At 30.9% G+C, this 17,584-nt stretch carries 18 protein-coding genes and 1 pseudogene; 11 read left to right on the top strand and 8 right to left on the bottom strand.

The window, feature by feature from the left end; translation table 11 throughout:
* Window positions 1–110: 110 nt before the first annotated feature.
* Window positions 111–1,217, bottom strand: a complete 1,107-nt coding sequence (locus B4J88_RS04445; RefSeq protein WP_291066550.1) for a restriction endonuclease subunit S — start codon at window positions 1,215–1,217, stop codon at window positions 111–113.
* An 84-nt stretch (window positions 1,218–1,301) separates the two neighbouring features.
* Between B4J88_RS04445 and B4J88_RS04450 the strand changes: the two genes are divergently transcribed.
* Together B4J88_RS04450 and B4J88_RS04455 are read left to right on the top strand one after the other, a co-directional pair.
* Window positions 1,302–2,228: a tyrosine-type recombinase/integrase gene (locus B4J88_RS04450; RefSeq protein WP_260136345.1), complete on the top strand. Its 927-nt coding sequence runs from the start codon at window positions 1,302–1,304 to the stop codon at window positions 2,226–2,228.
* 90 nt (window positions 2,229–2,318) lie between these two features.
* On the top strand, window positions 2,319–5,186 hold the full coding sequence (locus B4J88_RS04455; protein WP_291066553.1) for a type I restriction endonuclease subunit R: 2,868 nt from the start codon (window positions 2,319–2,321) through the stop codon (window positions 5,184–5,186).
* Between the two features lie 288 nt (window positions 5,187–5,474).
* Here B4J88_RS04455 and ffh read toward each other — a convergent pair whose 3' ends face one another.
* The gene (gene ffh, locus B4J88_RS04460) at window positions 5,475–6,836 is read right to left on the bottom strand and encodes a signal recognition particle protein (RefSeq protein WP_291066555.1); all 1,362 of its coding nucleotides are present in this window, start codon (window positions 6,834–6,836) and stop codon (window positions 5,475–5,477) included.
* A 116-nt stretch (window positions 6,837–6,952) separates the two neighbouring features.
* On the opposite strand from ffh, the gene B4J88_RS04465 reads away from it, so the two are divergent.
* Window positions 6,953–7,315 carry a hypothetical protein gene (locus tag B4J88_RS04465; RefSeq protein ID WP_115000226.1) on the top strand — a complete coding sequence of 121 codons (363 nt, stop codon included), beginning with the start codon at window positions 6,953–6,955 and terminating at the stop codon, window positions 7,313–7,315.
* Between the two features lie 57 nt (window positions 7,316–7,372).
* On the opposite strand, the gene hemB is transcribed toward B4J88_RS04465, so the two are convergent.
* A complete protein-coding gene (gene hemB, locus B4J88_RS04470) occupies window positions 7,373–8,368 on the bottom strand; it encodes a porphobilinogen synthase (RefSeq protein ID WP_038334133.1) in 996 nt (331 codons plus the stop codon).
* Between the two features lie 252 nt (window positions 8,369–8,620).
* Between hemB and trmD the strand changes: the two genes are divergently transcribed.
* Together trmD and B4J88_RS04480 are read left to right on the top strand one after the other, a co-directional pair.
* Window positions 8,621–9,307, top strand: a complete 687-nt coding sequence (gene trmD, locus B4J88_RS04475; RefSeq protein WP_125349373.1) for a tRNA (guanosine(37)-N1)-methyltransferase TrmD — start codon at window positions 8,621–8,623, stop codon at window positions 9,305–9,307.
* A gap of 73 nt (window positions 9,308–9,380) precedes the next feature.
* Window positions 9,381–10,490: a DUF6438 domain-containing protein gene (locus B4J88_RS04480; protein WP_291066558.1), complete on the top strand. Its 1,110-nt coding sequence runs from the start codon at window positions 9,381–9,383 to the stop codon at window positions 10,488–10,490.
* A 35-nt stretch (window positions 10,491–10,525) separates the two neighbouring features.
* Here B4J88_RS04480 and B4J88_RS04485 read toward each other — a convergent pair whose 3' ends face one another.
* The 4 genes from B4J88_RS04485 to B4J88_RS15145 form a co-directional block, all read right to left on the bottom strand.
* A complete protein-coding gene (locus B4J88_RS04485) occupies window positions 10,526–11,311 on the bottom strand; it encodes an alpha/beta fold hydrolase (protein WP_125349375.1) in 786 nt (261 codons plus the stop codon).
* A 75-nt stretch (window positions 11,312–11,386) separates the two neighbouring features.
* Window positions 11,387–12,088: a peptide deformylase gene (gene def, locus B4J88_RS04490; RefSeq protein WP_038335809.1), complete on the bottom strand. Its 702-nt coding sequence runs from the start codon at window positions 12,086–12,088 to the stop codon at window positions 11,387–11,389.
* On the bottom strand, window positions 12,085–12,321 hold the full coding sequence (locus B4J88_RS15140; RefSeq protein WP_349679327.1) for a DoxX family protein: 237 nt from the start codon (window positions 12,319–12,321) through the stop codon (window positions 12,085–12,087). Before B4J88_RS15140 ends, def begins: the two co-directional genes overlap by 4 nt.
* Window positions 12,312–12,497: a hypothetical protein gene (locus B4J88_RS15145; protein ID WP_349679328.1), complete on the bottom strand. Its 186-nt coding sequence runs from the start codon at window positions 12,495–12,497 to the stop codon at window positions 12,312–12,314. Before B4J88_RS15145 ends, B4J88_RS15140 begins: the two co-directional genes overlap by 10 nt.
* A 124-nt stretch (window positions 12,498–12,621) precedes the next feature.
* Here B4J88_RS15145 and B4J88_RS04500 point away from each other — a divergent pair, with 124 nt between their 5' ends.
* From B4J88_RS04500 to B4J88_RS15200, 3 genes and pseudogenes are all read left to right on the top strand, one after another.
* Window positions 12,622–13,437 (top strand): hypothetical protein, encoded by an 816-nt coding sequence (locus tag B4J88_RS04500; protein WP_291066560.1) that lies wholly within the window; start codon window positions 12,622–12,624, stop codon window positions 13,435–13,437.
* A gap of 96 nt (window positions 13,438–13,533) precedes the next feature.
* Window positions 13,534–13,962 (top strand): hypothetical protein, encoded by a 429-nt coding sequence (locus B4J88_RS04505; RefSeq protein ID WP_038335800.1) that lies wholly within the window; start codon window positions 13,534–13,536, stop codon window positions 13,960–13,962.
* 123 nt (window positions 13,963–14,085) lie between these two features.
* Window positions 14,086–14,247, top strand: a pseudogene (locus B4J88_RS15200) (DUF4130 domain-containing protein); the annotation flags it as partial.
* A gap of 17 nt (window positions 14,248–14,264) precedes the next feature.
* Here the strand turns inward: B4J88_RS15200 and B4J88_RS04510 are convergent.
* Window positions 14,265–15,365: a PorV/PorQ family protein gene (locus B4J88_RS04510; RefSeq protein ID WP_286494835.1), complete on the bottom strand. Its 1,101-nt coding sequence runs from the start codon at window positions 15,363–15,365 to the stop codon at window positions 14,265–14,267.
* Between the two features lie 105 nt (window positions 15,366–15,470).
* Here B4J88_RS04510 and B4J88_RS04515 point away from each other — a divergent pair, with 105 nt between their 5' ends.
* The 3 genes from B4J88_RS04515 to B4J88_RS04525 are packed head-to-tail and all read left to right on the top strand — an operon-like array spanning window position 15,471 to window position 17,578.
* Window positions 15,471–16,211 carry a CDP-alcohol phosphatidyltransferase family protein gene (locus B4J88_RS04515; RefSeq protein WP_291066562.1) on the top strand — a complete coding sequence of 247 codons (741 nt, stop codon included), beginning with the start codon at window positions 15,471–15,473 and terminating at the stop codon, window positions 16,209–16,211.
* Window positions 16,208–16,966: a 3'-5' exonuclease gene (locus B4J88_RS04520; protein ID WP_291066564.1), complete on the top strand. Its 759-nt coding sequence runs from the start codon at window positions 16,208–16,210 to the stop codon at window positions 16,964–16,966. The genes B4J88_RS04515 and B4J88_RS04520 overlap by 4 nt, the downstream gene beginning before the upstream one ends.
* Before the next feature lie 3 nt (window positions 16,967–16,969).
* Entirely contained in the window at window positions 16,970–17,578 is a 609-nt protein-coding gene (locus tag B4J88_RS04525) for a fumarylacetoacetate hydrolase family protein (RefSeq protein ID WP_219034607.1), read from the top strand.
* Window positions 17,579–17,584 lie beyond the last annotated feature (6 nt).

A 17,584-nucleotide genomic window follows, 5' to 3' on the forward strand; every position in this document is an offset into this window, starting at 1 on the left:
TTCTATCATAACTATGTAATGTTTAAAAATAATAAAAAGTTATTTCCGAAAATATTTTTTGAGCTTTAAGGGCTCAAAATATCTTCAGAATAACTTTTCAACTTTCACAGTTAGTAAGATACTACCTTATCTAAAATATTTTTTTCTGTTTGAATTTTTGTTTCAATAACAGAAAGAAAATTGGCAATGGTAGTTTGCTCATCTAAACAAGGAGATTTGATAGGCATAGATTGAAGCATTGGCAATCGTAATGATTTTACAGTAGAACCAACTGCTTGTGATTGTAAATATTTATCATCATTAAGTAAATGGTAATATAAATATTTTCCATATATTCCACTGAAATCAAAAATCGCATATGTTCGTTGATGAAGATCAAATTTTCCTATAAAATATTTAGGGATAAATTCTTGCCCTTCTCCTGGAACAATTACTGCTTCTTTATCAAACAAAAATCTACTACTTGTTCTAATATCTTGTGACCTGTCAAAAAACGTATATTCTCCATTTAACATAGAATCTTCTCTATTAGAAGAACCAGTTGTTATGGTTGATATGTCTCCTAATTTCTTCAATTCCCATTTGTCTGTAAATTCCTTAAATCTGATTTCTTGCGAAAATAGCTTTTCACTTAGCCCTTTAATTAAGGTTTCTAATTGTTCAATTATTTTGTTTTGGGTTTGGATTCGAGAATCTATTAAGGATAGAAATGATGCAATTTTAGTTTGCTCATTGAGCGATGGAAAGTACAGAGTTACAGAAGCTAATATTTCTTGACCAATATTATATCTTGTACTTCCTCCCGATTTTGATGTTATTTGATTTCTTACTAAATCAGTTTTTAATGATTTATTCAAAAAAATAGGTTCATATTCTCCATTTTTTTTACCTCTAATTACAAATCCTCCAAATGTTGCAGTTTTGTCTTTATCTAAGTATACACTTGTGGTTCCCACTTCCTCTCGTGTCTCAGAACTTCGTTGAAACAGAATATCTCCGTAGTTCACTGGGAATTTATCAATGATTTCTTCATTGACATTTACACTCCCAATAATTTTATCGTGTGTTATAAACTCGTTATTGAGAATGTCCAATACGTTTATGAACTTGTATCCACTACCATATTGTTCTTTTGTAGCGTTAATACCATTCTTAAATTCCAAAATCTCTCCCAACTTCTTAGTTTCCCACTCCTCCGCAAATTCAGGAAATCTCAAATTAGGAACCTTAGTTCCAAATCTATCTGGGGGATAAAGTGTCCTTAATTGCTTTCCTTTGAGATTTTAAAAAATTAAATTATAATGAATGAACAAAAACAACTCTCAGAAGTTATCGATCTATGGAAAATAGACAAAAAACAGTATGTAAAAAAGTCAAGTTTCTCAGCTTATACGCTATTGATTGAAAATCATCTACTGCCTAATTTCGGCAACAAAATTGCGATTGAGGAAGCTGATGTTCAAAGCTTTGTTTTTCAAAAATTGGAAACGGGTTTAAGTCATAAAACAATTAAGGATATTTTAATTGTTCTGAAAATGATTTTGAAATTTGGAGCTAAAAACAAATGGTTACAGTATACCCCTTTTGATATTCAGTTTCCTACTGAACGAGAAAAGCACAATATTGAAGTGCTTACCAAGACTGATCAGAAAAAAATAATGAACTATATACAAGAGCATTTTACATTTAGGAATTTAGGTGTATATATATGTTTAAGTGCAGGAATGCGTATTGGGGAAGTATGTGCATTAACTTGGGAAGATATTGATACCGATAACGGAATTATAAGTGTTAACAGAACCATCCAGCGTATTTATGTGATAGAAGATGGAATTCGTAGAACGGAATTAATTTTAGACACTCCTAAAACTAAAAATTCTATTCGTGAAATTCCGATAAGTAAGGATTTATTAAGAATATTGAAACCCTTTAAAAAGATTGTGAATCCTTTGTTTTTTGTATTGACAAACGATACTAAACCTACGGAGCCAAGAACCTATAGAAGCTATTACAAAAATTTAATGAAAGAATTAAAAATGCCTGAGCTTAAATTTCACGGGTTAAGACATAGTTTCGCAACCCGATGTATCGAAAGTAATTGCGATTACAAGACTGTGAGTGTACTTCTGGGACATTCCAATATCAGCACCACTTTAAATCTCTATGTACATCCTAATATGGAACAAAAGAAGAAAGCTATTGAGCAGATGTTTAAGGCTCTTAGATAAGTTTTAGATTATGGATTAGGAGAACATTTTATTTTGTTAAATTTGTACATAGATGGAAAGAACAAGATAAACTCCTAATTCATAATTATTTTGAGCAAACAGTCCGAACAAATTTTAGAAGAGCAACTCGTTGCCCAATTACAAAAATTGGGATATAAATACGCTTTTATTGCTGATGAAAAAGCTTTACTGGCAAACCTCAAAACACAATTAGAAAAGCACAATCATATACAATTTAGCGATAGTGAATTTGAAAAAGTATTAAATATACTTAATAAAGGTTCTGTTTTCGAAAAAGCCAAAGTATTGCGTGAAAAAAAACATCACATTATTCGGGATAATGGTGATAATCTGTATTTTGAATTTCTCAATGTAGAACATTGGTGTCAGAACGAATATCAAGTTACCAATCAAATCACGCAGGAGGGGAAATATGAAAACCGCTATGATGTTACCTTACTGGTGAATGGATTGCCTTTAGTGCAAATCGAGCTGAAACGAAGAGGTTTGGAAATGAAAGAAGCATTCAACCAAATCAACCGCTATCAAAAACATAGCTTTGGTGCTGGAAAGGGGTTGTTTCATTTTGTACAATTATTCGTTATAAGTAACGGTGTAAACACCAAATATTTCAGCAATTTTGGAACACATAAGCAGGAATATCTTCAGACTTTTCATTGGACAGACGAACAAAATAATCCATTAAATAATATTTTAAACGGCTTTACCGATTCTTTTTTAGAACCTTGTCATATCAGTAAAATGATCTGTAAGTATATCGTTCTGAATGAAACTGATAAACGTCTGATGGTACTTCGTCCATATCAGTATTATGCGGTAGAAAGTATTATCAAAAAGGTAAAAGAAAACGAAATTCTGAATGGCTATAACATCGAAAAAAATGGTTACATCTGGCATACAACTGGAAGTGGAAAAACCTTAACCAGCTTCAAAGCCAGTCAGATTCTATCCAAAATTCCAGCTATCAAAAAAGTGGTTTTTGTGGTAGATAGAAAAGATTTGGATTATCAAACCAACCAAGAGTATGATAAATTTAGTAAGGGCTCGGTAAGTTCTGCTACTAATACGGATGACCTTATTCGTAAATTAAACGACCCGAATGTTCGCATCATCGTTACCACCATTCAAAAGCTAAATAATGCAATTTCAGGTAGAAACTTATCAAAAATGAAATCCATTCAGCACGAAAGGATGGTTTTTATCTTTGATGAATGTCACCGCTCGCAATTTGGTGATACCCACAAAAACATCGTCAATTATTTTACCAATATTCAATTATTTGGCTTTACAGGTACTCCTATTTTGGCAGAGAATGCAGATGGAGAAAAAACAACTGCAAGCTTGTTTGGAAAATGCCTGCATAAATATGTAATTACAGATGCCATACGTGATGAGAATGTACTGAAATTTTCTGTAGAATACATTCAGACTTTCAAACAGAAAGAACATATCATTGATTTAAAAGTAGAGCAAATCAATGAAACTGAAGTTTTTGAAGCTCCTGAACGAAAGGAAGCCATTATAGATTACATCATTCAATACCACGATCAGAAAACGCAAAACAGGAAATTTTGTGCAATGATGTGTGTACAGGATATTGATTCGGTCATTCAATACTATGAAATTTTCAAGCGTAAAAAACAAGAGGGACAGCACGATTTAAAAATAGCTACCATTTTTAGCTTTGCTCAGAATGAAGAGGAAATGGAAGATGCTGTTTATTCCCAATTAGGAATGGTTGCTGAACCACAAGCAGTTTACGGCTACAAACCTCATCGTAGAGAATTATTAGAAACGTATGTGCAAGACTTTAATGAATTATTTGGAGAGAAACAGAACGTAAAAGATACCGAAGGATTTTACAACTATTACAATGCAGTAGCAAAGAAGTCAAAACAAAATGAGACAGATATTTTGTTGGTTGCCAATATGTTTTTGACAGGATTCGATAGTAAATATTTAAACACATTATACGTTGATAAAAATCTGAAATATCATGGATTGATACAAGCTTTTAGCCGTACCAATCGTATTCTGGATAAGAATAAAACACAGGGAAATATTGTATGTTTCCGAAACCTTAAAGACAAGACAGACGAAGCAATCGCTTTATTCAGCAATAAAGAAGCAATTGACGAAATCATAGTTGAACCCTACGAAGCGTATGTAGAAAAGTTCAACGAAGCCACACAGAAATTATTAGAAATTGTTCCAGAAGTAGTGTCTGTTGATGGCTTATATTCGGAAGAAGATCAGCTACAATTTATTTTGGCTTTCCGCGCCATGATGCGTTTGCACAAGAAAATGAGTCATTATACAGAATTTACTTGGGATGATTTACAGATGGAAGAACAGCTTTTTGCAGATTACACCAGTAAATATTTGGATTTAAAGGAAAGACTTGATCCTGCTGACCCGTCTAAAAAAGCGTCTATTCTCAATGATATAGATTTTGAACTGGAATTGATTAGACGTGATACAATCAATGTAACTTACATACTTCAGTTATTGATTAAATTCAATTCGAAACATAGTGTAAAAGACAAAGAAAGTATCGAAAAAGATATTTTCAATTTACTGAACACCGAAGTATCATTAAGAAGTAAAAGGGAATTGATTGAGAAATTTATTCAAGAAAGTTTACCCCATATTGAAGATACGGATACCATTCCTGAAGAGTTCGAAAAATTCTGGACTGTAGAGCAAGAAAAAGCACTCAAGGAGTTAGTCAAGACGGAAAATCTTTCTGAAGAAAAAACAGAAAGACTTATAGAGAACTATTTGTTTACAGAACGTGAACCTTTGCGAAAAGAAATTTTAGATTTACGAAAAGAGGGAAGACCGAGTGTATTAAAATCTAAGGAAATCGGAGATCGTATTCTAAATAAAATCATAGGATTCGTAGACACTTTTGTTAATGGGATATCAGGAAATTAATGTTTTATTCTAGTAGGTATTCATAAGAATCAAAAATATTTAAGAGTGATAAATAAAGGATAGGTTTTAATTTTCCTATCCTTCTATTTTTGTATATTTGCCTTGAGCTAACGGAAAAACGTTGAAAAGCAAAGCAGTAAGCACCGTTACCAAATCGTTACCTGACTTTTTTGATAATCTTTATAAAAGCTTAGTATTCAACCGATACAGCTTTTTCCTGAAAACTTTAAAATAAAAAAACCTCTAACAATTAGAGGTTTTAATATACTATAAATTATTGTATTATTATTACATTTTTGGCATTCCTGGGAATCCACCTGCAGGCATATTTTTAGACATTGTTTCCATCATCTTTTTACCATTTGCAGAATTCATAAATTTCATCATTTTTCCCATTTCAGAGAATTGTTTCAATAATTGATTCACTTCTTGTAAAGATGTTCCAGAACCAGCTGCAATTCTTTTCTTACGAGAATTATCGATAATATTTGGATTTTTACGCTCTTTTTTCGTCATTGAGTGAATAATCGCTTCAACACCTTTAAAAGCATTGTCGTCAATATCTACATCTTTCAACGCTTTTCCAGCACCAGGAATCATTCCAACCAAATCTTTCATATTACCCATACGTTTGATTTGCTGAATTTGTTTTAAGAAATCATCAAAATCGAAGCTATTTTTGGCAATTTTCTTTTGTAAACGTTTTGCTTCTTCTTCGTCAAATTGTTCTTGAGCACGCTCTACTAACGAAACAACGTCACCCATTCCCAAAATACGATCTGCCATACGTTCTGGATAGAAAACATCTAAAGCTTCCATTTTCTCACCAGTAGAAATAAATTTGATTGGCTTGTCAACAACCGTTCTAATCGTTAATGCAGCTCCACCACGTGTATCACCATCTAATTTTGTTAAAACAACTCCATTATAATTCAATACTTCATTGAAAGCTTTTGCAGTATTCACCGCATCTTGACCTGTCATAGAGTCTACAACAAATAAAGTTTCGGTAGGATTAACTGTTTGGTGAACGCGACGAATTTCATCCATCATTTGCTCATCAATCGCCAAACGACCAGCTGTATCGACAATAATTACATTATTTCCATTTTGTTTTGCTTGTACAATCGCTGATTGAGCAATTTCTACAGGATTTTTGTTTTCTAAATCAGCATAAACATCTACACCAATTTGCTCTCCTAAAACTTGTAACTGATTGATGGCAGCTGGACGATAAACATCACCAGCAACTAATAATACTTTTTTGTTTTTCTTAGTTTTTAGGAAATTAGCTAATTTACCAGAAAAAGTTGTTTTACCAGAACCTTGTAAACCAGCAATCAAAATAATTGTCGGATTATCGTCTACTTTCAGTTCAGTAACCTCACCTCCCATTAATTTTGCTAATTCATCATGAACAATTTTTACCATTAATTGTCCAGGATTAAGCGACGTAATTACGTTTTCACCTAAAGCCTTTTCTTTTACCGTATTTGTAAAATCTTTTGCAACTTTATAACTAACATCGGCATCAACAAGGGCTCTACGCACCTCTTTTACGGTTTCTGCAACGTTAATTTCTGTAATTTGTCCTTTTCCTTTTAAGGTATGTAATGCTTTATCTAATTTATCCTGAAGATTTTGAAACATTTTGAGTCAATTTTAGGACACAAATATAAAAAAATTATACCGAATAATATAAATTCACACAACAAGGTATACAATTGATTAATAATGTTTAAATTGCCAACTCAAATTTTGGTTGAATGAAAAAAGGTTTAGTACTATTTTTATTCTTTGTTACTGGGGTGGTTTTCAGTCAAACAAAGAATAACCAAACTTATTATTTTTTTTCCATCGCTTATGGACAAGATAATGAAGTTTATGTGACAGATGTTTATGAAGCAAACATCGATAACAAAGATATCTACGCCAAATTGGCAGATAGATATACAAAGTTTCAGAATTATTTATTGAAAAATGGAACGATTGGTTCTTTAAAAGAAATTCAAACGGGTTACGAAAAGAATTATCAGAAAAAAGAACAAGCTGAAGCTGAACAAAAATATTTTCTATCTACATTAGAAAAACAACAATTTACAGCGAAAATGGTTAATTATTCGCTTTAAAACATAAAAAATCCACTTCAAACGAAGTGGATTTTTTTATTTCTTTTTTGAACTGATTTATTGATCATTCAATAATCTTGCAGCTTCTTTTGCAAAGTAAGTTGAAATTAGGTCAGCTCCTGCTCTTTTGAAACAAGTTAAAGACTCTAAAATAACTTTATCATTATCTAACCAGCCTTTTTCTACAGCAGCTTTAATCATCGCATATTCACCTGAAACCTGATAAACAGAAACCGGAACTTGTAAATTATCTTTCACTAATTTCACAATATCTAAATAAGCCATTCCTGGTTTTACCATCAAAATATCTGCACCTTCTTCTACATCTGCAATTGCTTCGCGCAACGCTTCTTGCGAATTATGGTAATCCATTTGATAGGTTTTTTTATCTTTCGGAATTTCTTGAGAATCAACTGGCGCAGAATCTAAGGCTGTACGGAAAGGTCCATAAAAAGATGATGCATATTTCGCAGCATACGTCATGATTCCTACATTATGAAAACCGTTTTCCTCCAACGCAGCACGCATCGCTCCTATTCGACCATCCATCATATCAGAAGGCGCAACAAAATCTGCACCAGCTTCTGCATGAGACAACGTCATTTTTACCAAAGCGTCAACAGTTTCATCATTAATAACTTCTCCATTTTTGATGATTCCGTCGTGACCATAAATTGAATATGGATCTAAGGCAACATCAGGCATTACAATCATTTCTGGAACTGCATCTTTAATTGCTTTGATTGTATTTTGCATCAATCCGTTTGGATTCCAAGCCTCTTTACCTGTGTTATCTTTTAAGTTATCACTAACTTTACAATATATGTTAACTGATTTTATACCTAAATCCCAAATTTCTTTTACTTCTTTTACAGTATTGTCAAGAGATTGGCGGTAAATACCTGGCATTGCAGCAATTTCTTCTTTCACACCTTCTCCTTCAGCCATAAAAATTGGTAAAATAAAATCGTTTGGTGACAAATGATTTTCGCGAATCATACTACGAATTGATTCGTTTTTGCGTAGTCGTCTATGTCTGTTATATAAAAACATTTTATTAAAATTTTAGACAAATTTACTCGATTTCATTTGAATAAGGCTAATGAATAATATCAATTATATTTATTAATTTTAAAAGAAAATCAATCATTTGAATAATCAGTTAAAATATTTGTCATTCATCATATTATTTGGATTAATTTCTTGTGGGATCACAAGAAGAATTTATAAATTCAGTTAAAACAATCAAATTCAAAAAATAAATTTAAACTTGCGCAAACGTAGCTAAACAAATATCTTTGCAGCATGCGAATAGATATTATCACTGTTTTACCCGAATTATTAGTTAGTCCATTTTCTGCCTCGATTATGAAACGTGCACAAGACAAAGGTTTAGCTGAAATTCATGTTCACGATTTGAGAGATTTTGGAAAAGGACGTTATCGTCATGTAGATGATTATCCGTATGGAGGAACTTCTGGAATGGTGATTATGTGTGAGCCTTTGGACAAAATGATTTCGAAATTGAAAGATGAACGTACTTATGATGAAATTATTTATTTGACGCCAGATGGTGAAACGTTGAATCAAACAATTGCGAATGATTTGTCATTGAAAGGAAATCTTATGATGATTTGTGGACATTATAAGGGAATCGATCAACGTATTCGAGATATGTATGTTACAAGAGAAATTTCGATTGGCGATTATGTGCTTTCTGGTGGAGAATTTGGCGCAATTATTTTGGCTGATTCTATTATTCGTTTATTACCTGGCGTAATTGGTGATGAGACTTCTGCCCTTTCAGATTCGTTTCAAGATGATTTGTTAGCGCCACCAATTTATACGCGTCCAGCCGAATATAAAGGTCTTAAAGTTCCTGATGTTTTACTTTCGGGTAACTTTCCTAAAATTGAAGAATGGTTGCATGAAAAAGCAGTTGAACGTACAAAAGAACGTCGCCCAGATTTGTTAGAAAAAAGATCAAAATAAACTAAAAAAAGCTTCCGAATTGGAAGCTTTTTTTCATAAATAATTTATTGTATCTTAATTCAATATATTATTTATGAAATACATCTATATTTTAATACTCATATTGTCTTTTAATGCTTGTAAAAATAATTCCGAAACGGACAATAAATTATTAGAACAAATACAAGGCGTCTGGTCAACTAAAATGGCAGTTTTAGATCCTGTTATTTATAAATTCGATCAGGATTCAATATATAATAATAAAGGATATTATGATGGTATCTATGAAACTTATGGAATTCGAGAGCATAAAAAATTTATACCTACTAAATTTTTAGGTAATTCAATCAAATTCAATGTAAAAGATTCAACAGTTCATTATTTTGATTCTATCAGTAAACCAAAACCATTTTTTAAAATTTTATCAATAAATAAAGAAGAAATGGTTATCAAATATAATAATGATTCGAGTCTTGATACACTTGGAAGAAGAGATAATAATACCAAAAATCCATTAGATTATGATCAAATTATCTATACGACAAGTGGTTGTTACGGGAGTTGTAGTATAATAAATATCGCTATTCAAAAAAATGGAACTATAATTAGCGGAAATGAAGCTTTTAATGGAAAAAAAGGCGTTTTTGAAGGTAAATTAGATAAAAAATTTCATCAATTTTTAGAGCAGAAAATTAATGACGCAGATTTACTTTCTTTAAAAGATAATTATGAAGAACAAATTACAGATCAATCAGAAGACTTATTACTTGTTATAAAGGAGAATAAAATTATAAAATCGATACGTATTTATGCTTATCCTATAAATTTTTCTTATTCGAATTTGGAGTTAGCACTTAGTTATTCGGTTTCGTTAATGAGTAATAAAAAGAAATACCATGAATCTGAATACTTCCCGCTACTAAGTTTAATCAATATTAATGGAAAACAATTAAGCAAAGCACAAACTTTCTTATTTTGGACAGAATTAATGAAGCATCCTTCAAATAAAATATCAATAAAAAATCAACAAACTTATAAAACACAATTTTATTACTATTATTTTGGTGGAGAATTAGGAGAAATTAATCCTTGTAAATTACTTAGTATAAAAGGAAATGGTCAACAATTTGAATTAACTTTTGAAAATAATCAAAAACATTATTACGATTTAGGATATAATTTTATACAACGATATATAAACTAAAAAAGCTTCTTAATTGGAAGCTTTTTTAGTATTTTCTATTTAATTCGATGAATATATTCAATTACTTTATCGTTAAAAATTTGTGGTTGATCGACATTCACGACATGTCCACAATCTTCGATAACAATCAATTCTGAATGTTTAGTGTGTGCTTTTGTTAACTCCTGAATCGAAGGCAAAAACATATGATCTTCTGCACCCATCACATATAAAGTCGGAATATTCAATTCAACTTTTCGAAACCATTTTAACAACGGATTGACATCAGCAGTAAGTTTAAACCATTTCAAAAATTCTTTTTGATACAATTTTTTCGCTTCATTGATAAATAATAACCTTGATTCTTTGTGCGTATTTTTTGGCATGATAGCGAAAGCAAAAATTCGATACAAGATCAAATAAGGCAACATATGTTTGAACGTATTTCCAACATTAATCAAAAATTGACATTGAAAATTAATTTTCATAATTGCGCCTCCCATCACCATTGATTTGAATCGCTCCGAATAATCTTCTGCTAATTGTCGAATCACAATCGTTCCCAAAGACATCCCAACAAAATGTGTTTTATCAATATTTAAATGATCTAAAACATCAATGACATCTTTTGAAACTGATTTGAAAGTATAACGTTTTTCAAAAAGTGCTTTCAAGTTTTTCTTAGAACGTCCGTGTCCTCTCAAATCCATTAACAAAACATTAAAATGTTTGCGAAATTCACGCAATTGCTTGAACCAAATCGTAGAACTTCCTCCTGCTCCATGAACAAAAGTCACCCATTCTGTACTCGTTGGATGATTATATGTAGTGTATGCTAACAATTTTCTAAATAAGTTTTTGCAAAATTAAACTAAAAACTATGCCAAGCATAATAATTTCTACGTTTTAAGAAATTTTTAATCTTCATCATCGTCGTCATCTATAAAAGAACCTGCCTTTTTCAAGTAAAAAACATCGTTCATTACTTCAGCTTTCACATAATTTAGCTTTTCTTGCTCTTTCATTCGATCCGTAAATAAAGTTCCTGTTAAATGATCGTATTCGTGCTGAAAAATAACCGCTGTAAAACCTTCTACCGTTTCATCATGAAAATTTCCATCCAAATCATAATACTCCAATCGAAGAACCAAGCTTCTATACACTTTTCCGAAAATATCAGGAATAGATAAACAACCTTCACGACCGTGACGAACAATGTCCGAATACCAAGTAATTTTTGGATTGATAATAAACTCAAAAGGTTCGCCTTCTTTATCAAAACGTTGCACCCAAACCGCGTTGCGATTAATCCCAATTTGCGGAGCAGCAATTCCAACACCTTTACTCGCCTCATCTTGTACAGTCGCATACATACGATCGGCCAATAATTTGATTAACGGATCTTTTGGATCAATATCAATAGAAATTGATTTTAAGATTTTTGTATCTGCATTCGAAGTCGTTAATAAAACACGAAAAGGATCATAGGATTTCTTTTCTTTTATTAATGTCGTTTCTGCCTTTGTTAATGGCGTATAAACAATGTTTTTCATATTTTTTGATTGAGCAAATAATGCAGAAGTACAAATTAATAAGCTATAGGTTAATGTTTTTATCATTTTTTAAGAATCAATTTGTCTAAAGAATATTTTCCTGCGCCTGATAAAAATATAACTAAATAATTGATTAAGTAGAATAATCCCAATTCTTTTTTACCAAAATCATGATCTGCATGCACGATAAATACAGCAACTAACATCGTAATAATTAGTGGAATAACTGCTAAACGAGTAAATAATCCGACTAAAACTAAAGAAGCACAAAGTATTTCCGCAAAAACCGTTAAACACAAGATACTTCTGATCCAAGTCCAATTGGATCACCAAATTCAAAATTACCATTGACTAATTTTTGTAATTTTCCGAATCCGTGTGTAAACATAAATCCACCAGCAGCTAAACGTACTAATAACAATGATAAATCGATAAATGCAGGTTGATTTCCTAAAAGTTTAAATTTTGTGCTCATTTTTTTTAATTTTTTTCAAATATAAGTTCTAGTTTTTACGTTCACCTTTAAATAGATCAAGAAATCTATATTTTTGGATTAATTTTGGTTAATCTTTCTATTCAAGAATAAAAAAATACAACATATGTTAAAAAACATTGCTTTAATTACGATATTATTTTCAGGATTTGCATTTGCTCAAAAATCTGAATTACAGCAAAATGATGTTTTAGGAAATCCAACTTTTATTGAAGAATCGATGCAAAAAGCACGTATTCGCATGAAGTTTATCGAAGGTTATGAAACCGAATATTACACAAAATCAACGTATAATAAAGATGGAAATCCAACAAAACGTGATTATTTTGATGAAGCTGGAAATAAAACTTTTGCTGAAACATTTAATTATAATGAATCGAATAAATTGATTTCGAGAGAAATGAAAAACAATGACGAAAGTTTAGTTTTCAATTTTGATTACGAATATACAACAGATGGTTATATCGTGACGAAAAGCGAAAATTATGTTAATGTTTCTAAAACGGAATATAAATTAGATCAAAATCAGAATGTAACTTACGAAAGAGAAACTAATTTATTGGAAGATTCGGATGTTTTTATCGAGAAAACGTTTCAATATCAAAATGGATTTTTAGTCAAAACATTGGTGAAATATAACCAAGGAAATTATACGTTGAATTATAAAAACGACGCGAAAGGCAATCCTATAGAGGAAAATTATGTGGACAAAGACAATAAACAAGTCAATAAATATATTCGCAAATTTGATGAAAACAATAATATTATTGAAGAAACTGTGATTGATGAAGCAGGAAAAGTAAAGAATATTTCCACGATTAAATATCAATATGATAATCATAAAAATTGGGTCAAACGAACACAATTCGTCAAAGATATTGATCAACCAATTTCAAATACAACAAGAACAATACGTTATTAGAAATACAAGAGCCAAGTTAATTTGGCTCTTTTTTATTTGATTATTTAACTAAATGTTTTTAAATTTATTCAAATCAATTATTTAACTTCATCTATTATGATCAATAATGTGCAAGAATTTAATCGACTTTTTCAGTTATATCAAAAAGATAATCGTTTCAATTTGTACATAAATGATTATCCTAAAAATGAATTTTTGATTCAATTTTATTCAGATGAAATTGAAGATTTAAATTTGGAATATGTTGATATTAATTCAAATTCTATCAAAAAAATACATGATTATCGTGCAAAATTAAGTGATTTTTTTCAACCCGAAGAACTTCCAACATTAGAGATTAAATCAATTTCAGGTTATTTTAGTCATTTTGATTTCTATTTTATGACCAATGAAAAAACCTTTTTATTTAACTATATTCACCGCGATTTTTTGTCTCAATTAATTGATATTCTTCTTGCTGAATTAGATTGTAATTTTATCAGCCGATTAAAGACTGAACTTTTAATCAATTTAGAATATGATTAATTTTTTTGTTAAACTTTTTTCAGCGATATTTATTCGTTTTGAAAAGATTAATTAAGATTTATTTTTTGCGAAAACTGATCCAAAATATAATGTTTTACCTTTAATTATTATTTTGATGTAAAAGAGAATTTATACCAAGAATTGTGGAAGTCTTATTTTAATTGGACAACAATTGAAACAAGGAAAAATTCGATGTTACTAATCCAAATGATGCCAAAACGCTTTTGGAAACACTTGACAGAGTATAAAATATCAATATTCAGAAAAATATACCTATCAATATAATTATGAGTAAAACTTATTTATCTCCATTTATCCATCTCGAAACGGACTGAGAAAATGTTAGAATATAATCCTAAACCGCTGTCTCCAAAGTTTGTCAAAGCATAATCAATCGAGATTCCTTTGTATTTGAAACCTACCCCAACATTTGGCTGAATTTGAGTTTTATCTTTTCCATCAAATTGCGAAATCTTCTGTAAATTGTTCAATCCTCCACGTACAAAAACCATGTCATCATAACCTAATTCAAGACCAACTTGTGGCGAAATCGAAAATCCTTTTCCAGAAATTGCGGCATTCGTTTGTTGAAATTCGATATTCATATCAACCTCTCCCAATAACGAAACTCGTTCATTAAAATCAAAACGTTTTCCAACTCCAAATTGCAATTTAGGCATTGTTAATTCGATATTCTCTCCAGGTAAATCATTCAAAATTGTTGGCTCACCTTCATTATTTGGTTCGTCAATCGTGATTTCTTTTACCTTTTGTTTATTGATACTCCACGCATTGAAAGTTGTTGTAATATCTCGTGCCATCAAACCAAAATACATTTTATTATCGGTACGATATTGCAAACCAAGATCTAAACCGAAACCAAATCCTTGCGCAAATTTCCCAATATGTCGATAAACGATTTTAGCATTTGCACCAAACTGAATATCTTTATTATTAAAGACATTTCCCGCATAAGACATTGTTAAAGCATAGTCTGCTGTAGAAAATTTAGAGATTTTATCGTAATTAATATTTCCTTGATTATCAATCAATTCTGTTGTATTCAAAATATTATCAACACCAAAACGTGTAAACGAAAATGCAATCGTAGAATTACTTTCTCTCAACGGAATTGCAACCGCTGCATAATCAAATTTTGCAATCGACTGAAAATATTCAGCATGCATTGCTGCAGCTTCCCAATCATAGGTAATTTCCGTTAATCCAGCAGGATTCCAATAAGCCGCATTTGCATTTCCAATATTCGCCACAACCGCATTACCCATTGCAAACGAGCGCGCATCTGCACCAATATTCAAAAACTCGTTCGAATATTTGCGTGTGGTTTGAGAAAAAGCAAATTGACTTGCCAGAACAGATAATATAAGGAATGTCTTTTTCAAAATTGATGAATTACGAATATAAAAACTCAAAAATAGTGGTTTTATTGTGTTTAAAAAGGATTCAGATTAATTTTTGTTTGTACTTTTGTGATGAAAAATTCATTTATGAAATTATTTACAATTCCAAATTTTCTAACACTACTTAATCTTTCATGTGGTGTATTATCAGCCATTTTCATGATTTCGAGCAATGCTCAAATCACAACTACCACAGTTACAATTGTGATGGTTTTGATGTTGATTTCATTAGTTGCTGATTTTTTGGACGGAATGGTTGCACGACTAATGAATATTGGTAGCCCGATTGGAAAAGAATTGGATTCTTTGGCAGATTGTATTTCGTTTGGTGTTGTACCAGGATTGATGTTATTTTCGATGTTTAATCATTTTTCAACTGATTTTATTTATGAAAATGAGAATTTAAAAATTGCTGCAATTTCATTATTTGCTTTTTTAGTTCCTGCTTTTTCGGCGTTACGATTAGCAAAATTTAATTTAGATGAAGATCAAGCAACGTATTTCAAAGGTTTGGCAACACCATCAAATACCTTATTTATTTTCTCATTATTTTCTATCTATTACAATAATGGACAAATTATAAATCCATCTGTTGATCCGTATTTATTAATTGCCGTTTCTATTGTATTTAGTGTTTTATTAATTGTCGATTTACCATTATTTGCCTTAAAATTTAAAGGATTGAGTTGGGCAGAAAATTATTATAAATATATTTTCTTAATCATTACATTAGGTTTAGTGGCTTGGTTGCAAGTTGCTGCAATTCCGCTAATCATCTTATTGTACATCATCATCTCAATCATTTTCAGAAAAGAAATTACAAAATGAAATTAACTAAAAATATCTGTTTCTTTGATTTAGAAACAACAGGAACTAATGTTTCAAAAGACCGTATTGTCGAAATCTCTATCGTAAAAGCTTTGACAGATGGATCGAAAGAAGTAAAAACTTGGAAAGTTAATCCTGGAATTCCAATTCCACCAGAAACAACTTTAATTCACGGAATTTCTGACGAAGATGTTGCCGATGCGCCTTCTTTCAAAGAGCTTGCTCCTGCGATTATGGAAATGATTAAAGATTCTGATTTGGCTGGATACAATTCAAATCGCTTTGATATTCCGCTTTTGGCAGAAGAATTATTGCGTAACGGGTTTGATTTTGATTTATCAAAACATCGTCCAATTGATGTGCAAGTGATTTATCATAAAATGGAACCTCGTAATTTGAGCGCTGCTTATAAGTATTATTGTGATAAAGATTTGATTGATGCACATTCTGCGGAAGCTGACACAATTGCGACTTACGAAGTTTTGATGGCGCAAATCGAGAAATATGACGAACTTGAAAATGACAATAAATTTTTGAGCGAATTTTCATCTCAACGTAAAACGGCTGATTTAGCAGGATTTATTCAGTACAATGACAAAGACCAAGAAATTATTTCGTTTGGAAAATATAAAGGACAAGTTGTGACGGATATTTTTGCGAAAGATTCAGGTTATTATGCGTGGATTCAGAATGCTGATTTTCCTTTATATACAAAGAAAGTTTTTACACGAATCAAATTACAAAACGGTTTTTAAGCGATGAAAATTATTTGTGTCGGACGAAATTACGTCGAACATGCAAAAGAATTAGATAATCCAATTCCAGAATCTCCCATGTTTTTCATGAAACCAGATTCTGCAATTTTGCGAAAAGGTTTTCCTTTTGTGATTCCAAGTTTTACGAAAGAAGTTCATTTTGAAACGGAAATTGTAATTAAAATTGATCGAGTTGGAAAAATGATTCAACCTCAATTTGCAGATCGTTATTTTTCAGAAATCGGTTTAGGAATTGATTTTACAGCACGCGATGTACAACAAGAATTGAAAGAAAAACGTTTTCCTTGGGAAATTGCGAAAGCTTTTGATGGTTCTGCATTTGCTTCGGATTTCTATCCAAAAGAAAATTTTGATTTAGAAAATCTTACATTCAAATTAGATCGAAATGGAGAAAATGTACAAACAGGAAATTCAAAAGATATGATTTTTCATATCAATACGTTAATTGCGGAATGTTCTAAATATTTTACCTTGAAAAAAGGCGATTTAATTTTTACTGGAACGCCAGCGGGAGTTTCTAAAATCAATTCAAAAGATACGTTAGAAGGTTATTTGAATGATGAAAAAGTATTCGAAATAAAAGTGTTGTAATTCACA

The sequence above is a fragment of the Empedobacter sp. UBA5036 genome (assembly GCF_002415215.1).
GTDB classification, from domain to species: domain Bacteria; phylum Bacteroidota; class Bacteroidia; order Flavobacteriales; family Weeksellaceae; genus Empedobacter; species Empedobacter falsenii_B.

Bases quoted from the DNA above. Each gene is read 5' to 3' on its own strand.
- B4J88_RS04450 (WP_260136345.1), top strand. From the start codon at position 1,302: ATGAATGAACAAAAACAACTCTCAGAAGTTATCGATCTATGGAAAATA.
- ffh (WP_291066555.1), bottom strand. From the start codon at position 6,836: ATGTTTCAAAATCTTCAGGATAAATTAGATAAAGCATTACATACCTTA.
- B4J88_RS04465 (WP_115000226.1), top strand. From the start codon at position 6,953: ATGAAAAAAGGTTTAGTACTATTTTTATTCTTTGTTACTGGGGTGGTT.
- hemB (WP_038334133.1), bottom strand. From the start codon at position 8,368: ATGTTTTTATATAACAGACATAGACGACTACGCAAAAACGAATCAATT.
- trmD (WP_125349373.1), top strand. From the start codon at position 8,621: ATGCGAATAGATATTATCACTGTTTTACCCGAATTATTAGTTAGTCCA.
- B4J88_RS04480 (WP_291066558.1), top strand. From the start codon at position 9,381: ATGAAATACATCTATATTTTAATACTCATATTGTCTTTTAATGCTTGT.
- def (WP_038335809.1), bottom strand. From the start codon at position 12,088: ATGATAAAAACATTAACCTATAGCTTATTAATTTGTACTTCTGCATTA.
- B4J88_RS15145 (WP_349679328.1), bottom strand. From the start codon at position 12,497: ATGAGCACAAAATTTAAACTTTTAGGAAATCAACCTGCATTTATCGAT.
- B4J88_RS04500 (WP_291066560.1), top strand. From the start codon at position 12,622: ATGTTAAAAAACATTGCTTTAATTACGATATTATTTTCAGGATTTGCA.
- B4J88_RS04505 (WP_038335800.1), top strand. From the start codon at position 13,534: ATGATCAATAATGTGCAAGAATTTAATCGACTTTTTCAGTTATATCAA.
- B4J88_RS04515 (WP_291066562.1), top strand. From the start codon at position 15,471: ATGAAATTATTTACAATTCCAAATTTTCTAACACTACTTAATCTTTCA.
- B4J88_RS04520 (WP_291066564.1), top strand. From the start codon at position 16,208: ATGAAATTAACTAAAAATATCTGTTTCTTTGATTTAGAAACAACAGGA.
- B4J88_RS04525 (WP_219034607.1), top strand. From the start codon at position 16,970: ATGAAAATTATTTGTGTCGGACGAAATTACGTCGAACATGCAAAAGAA.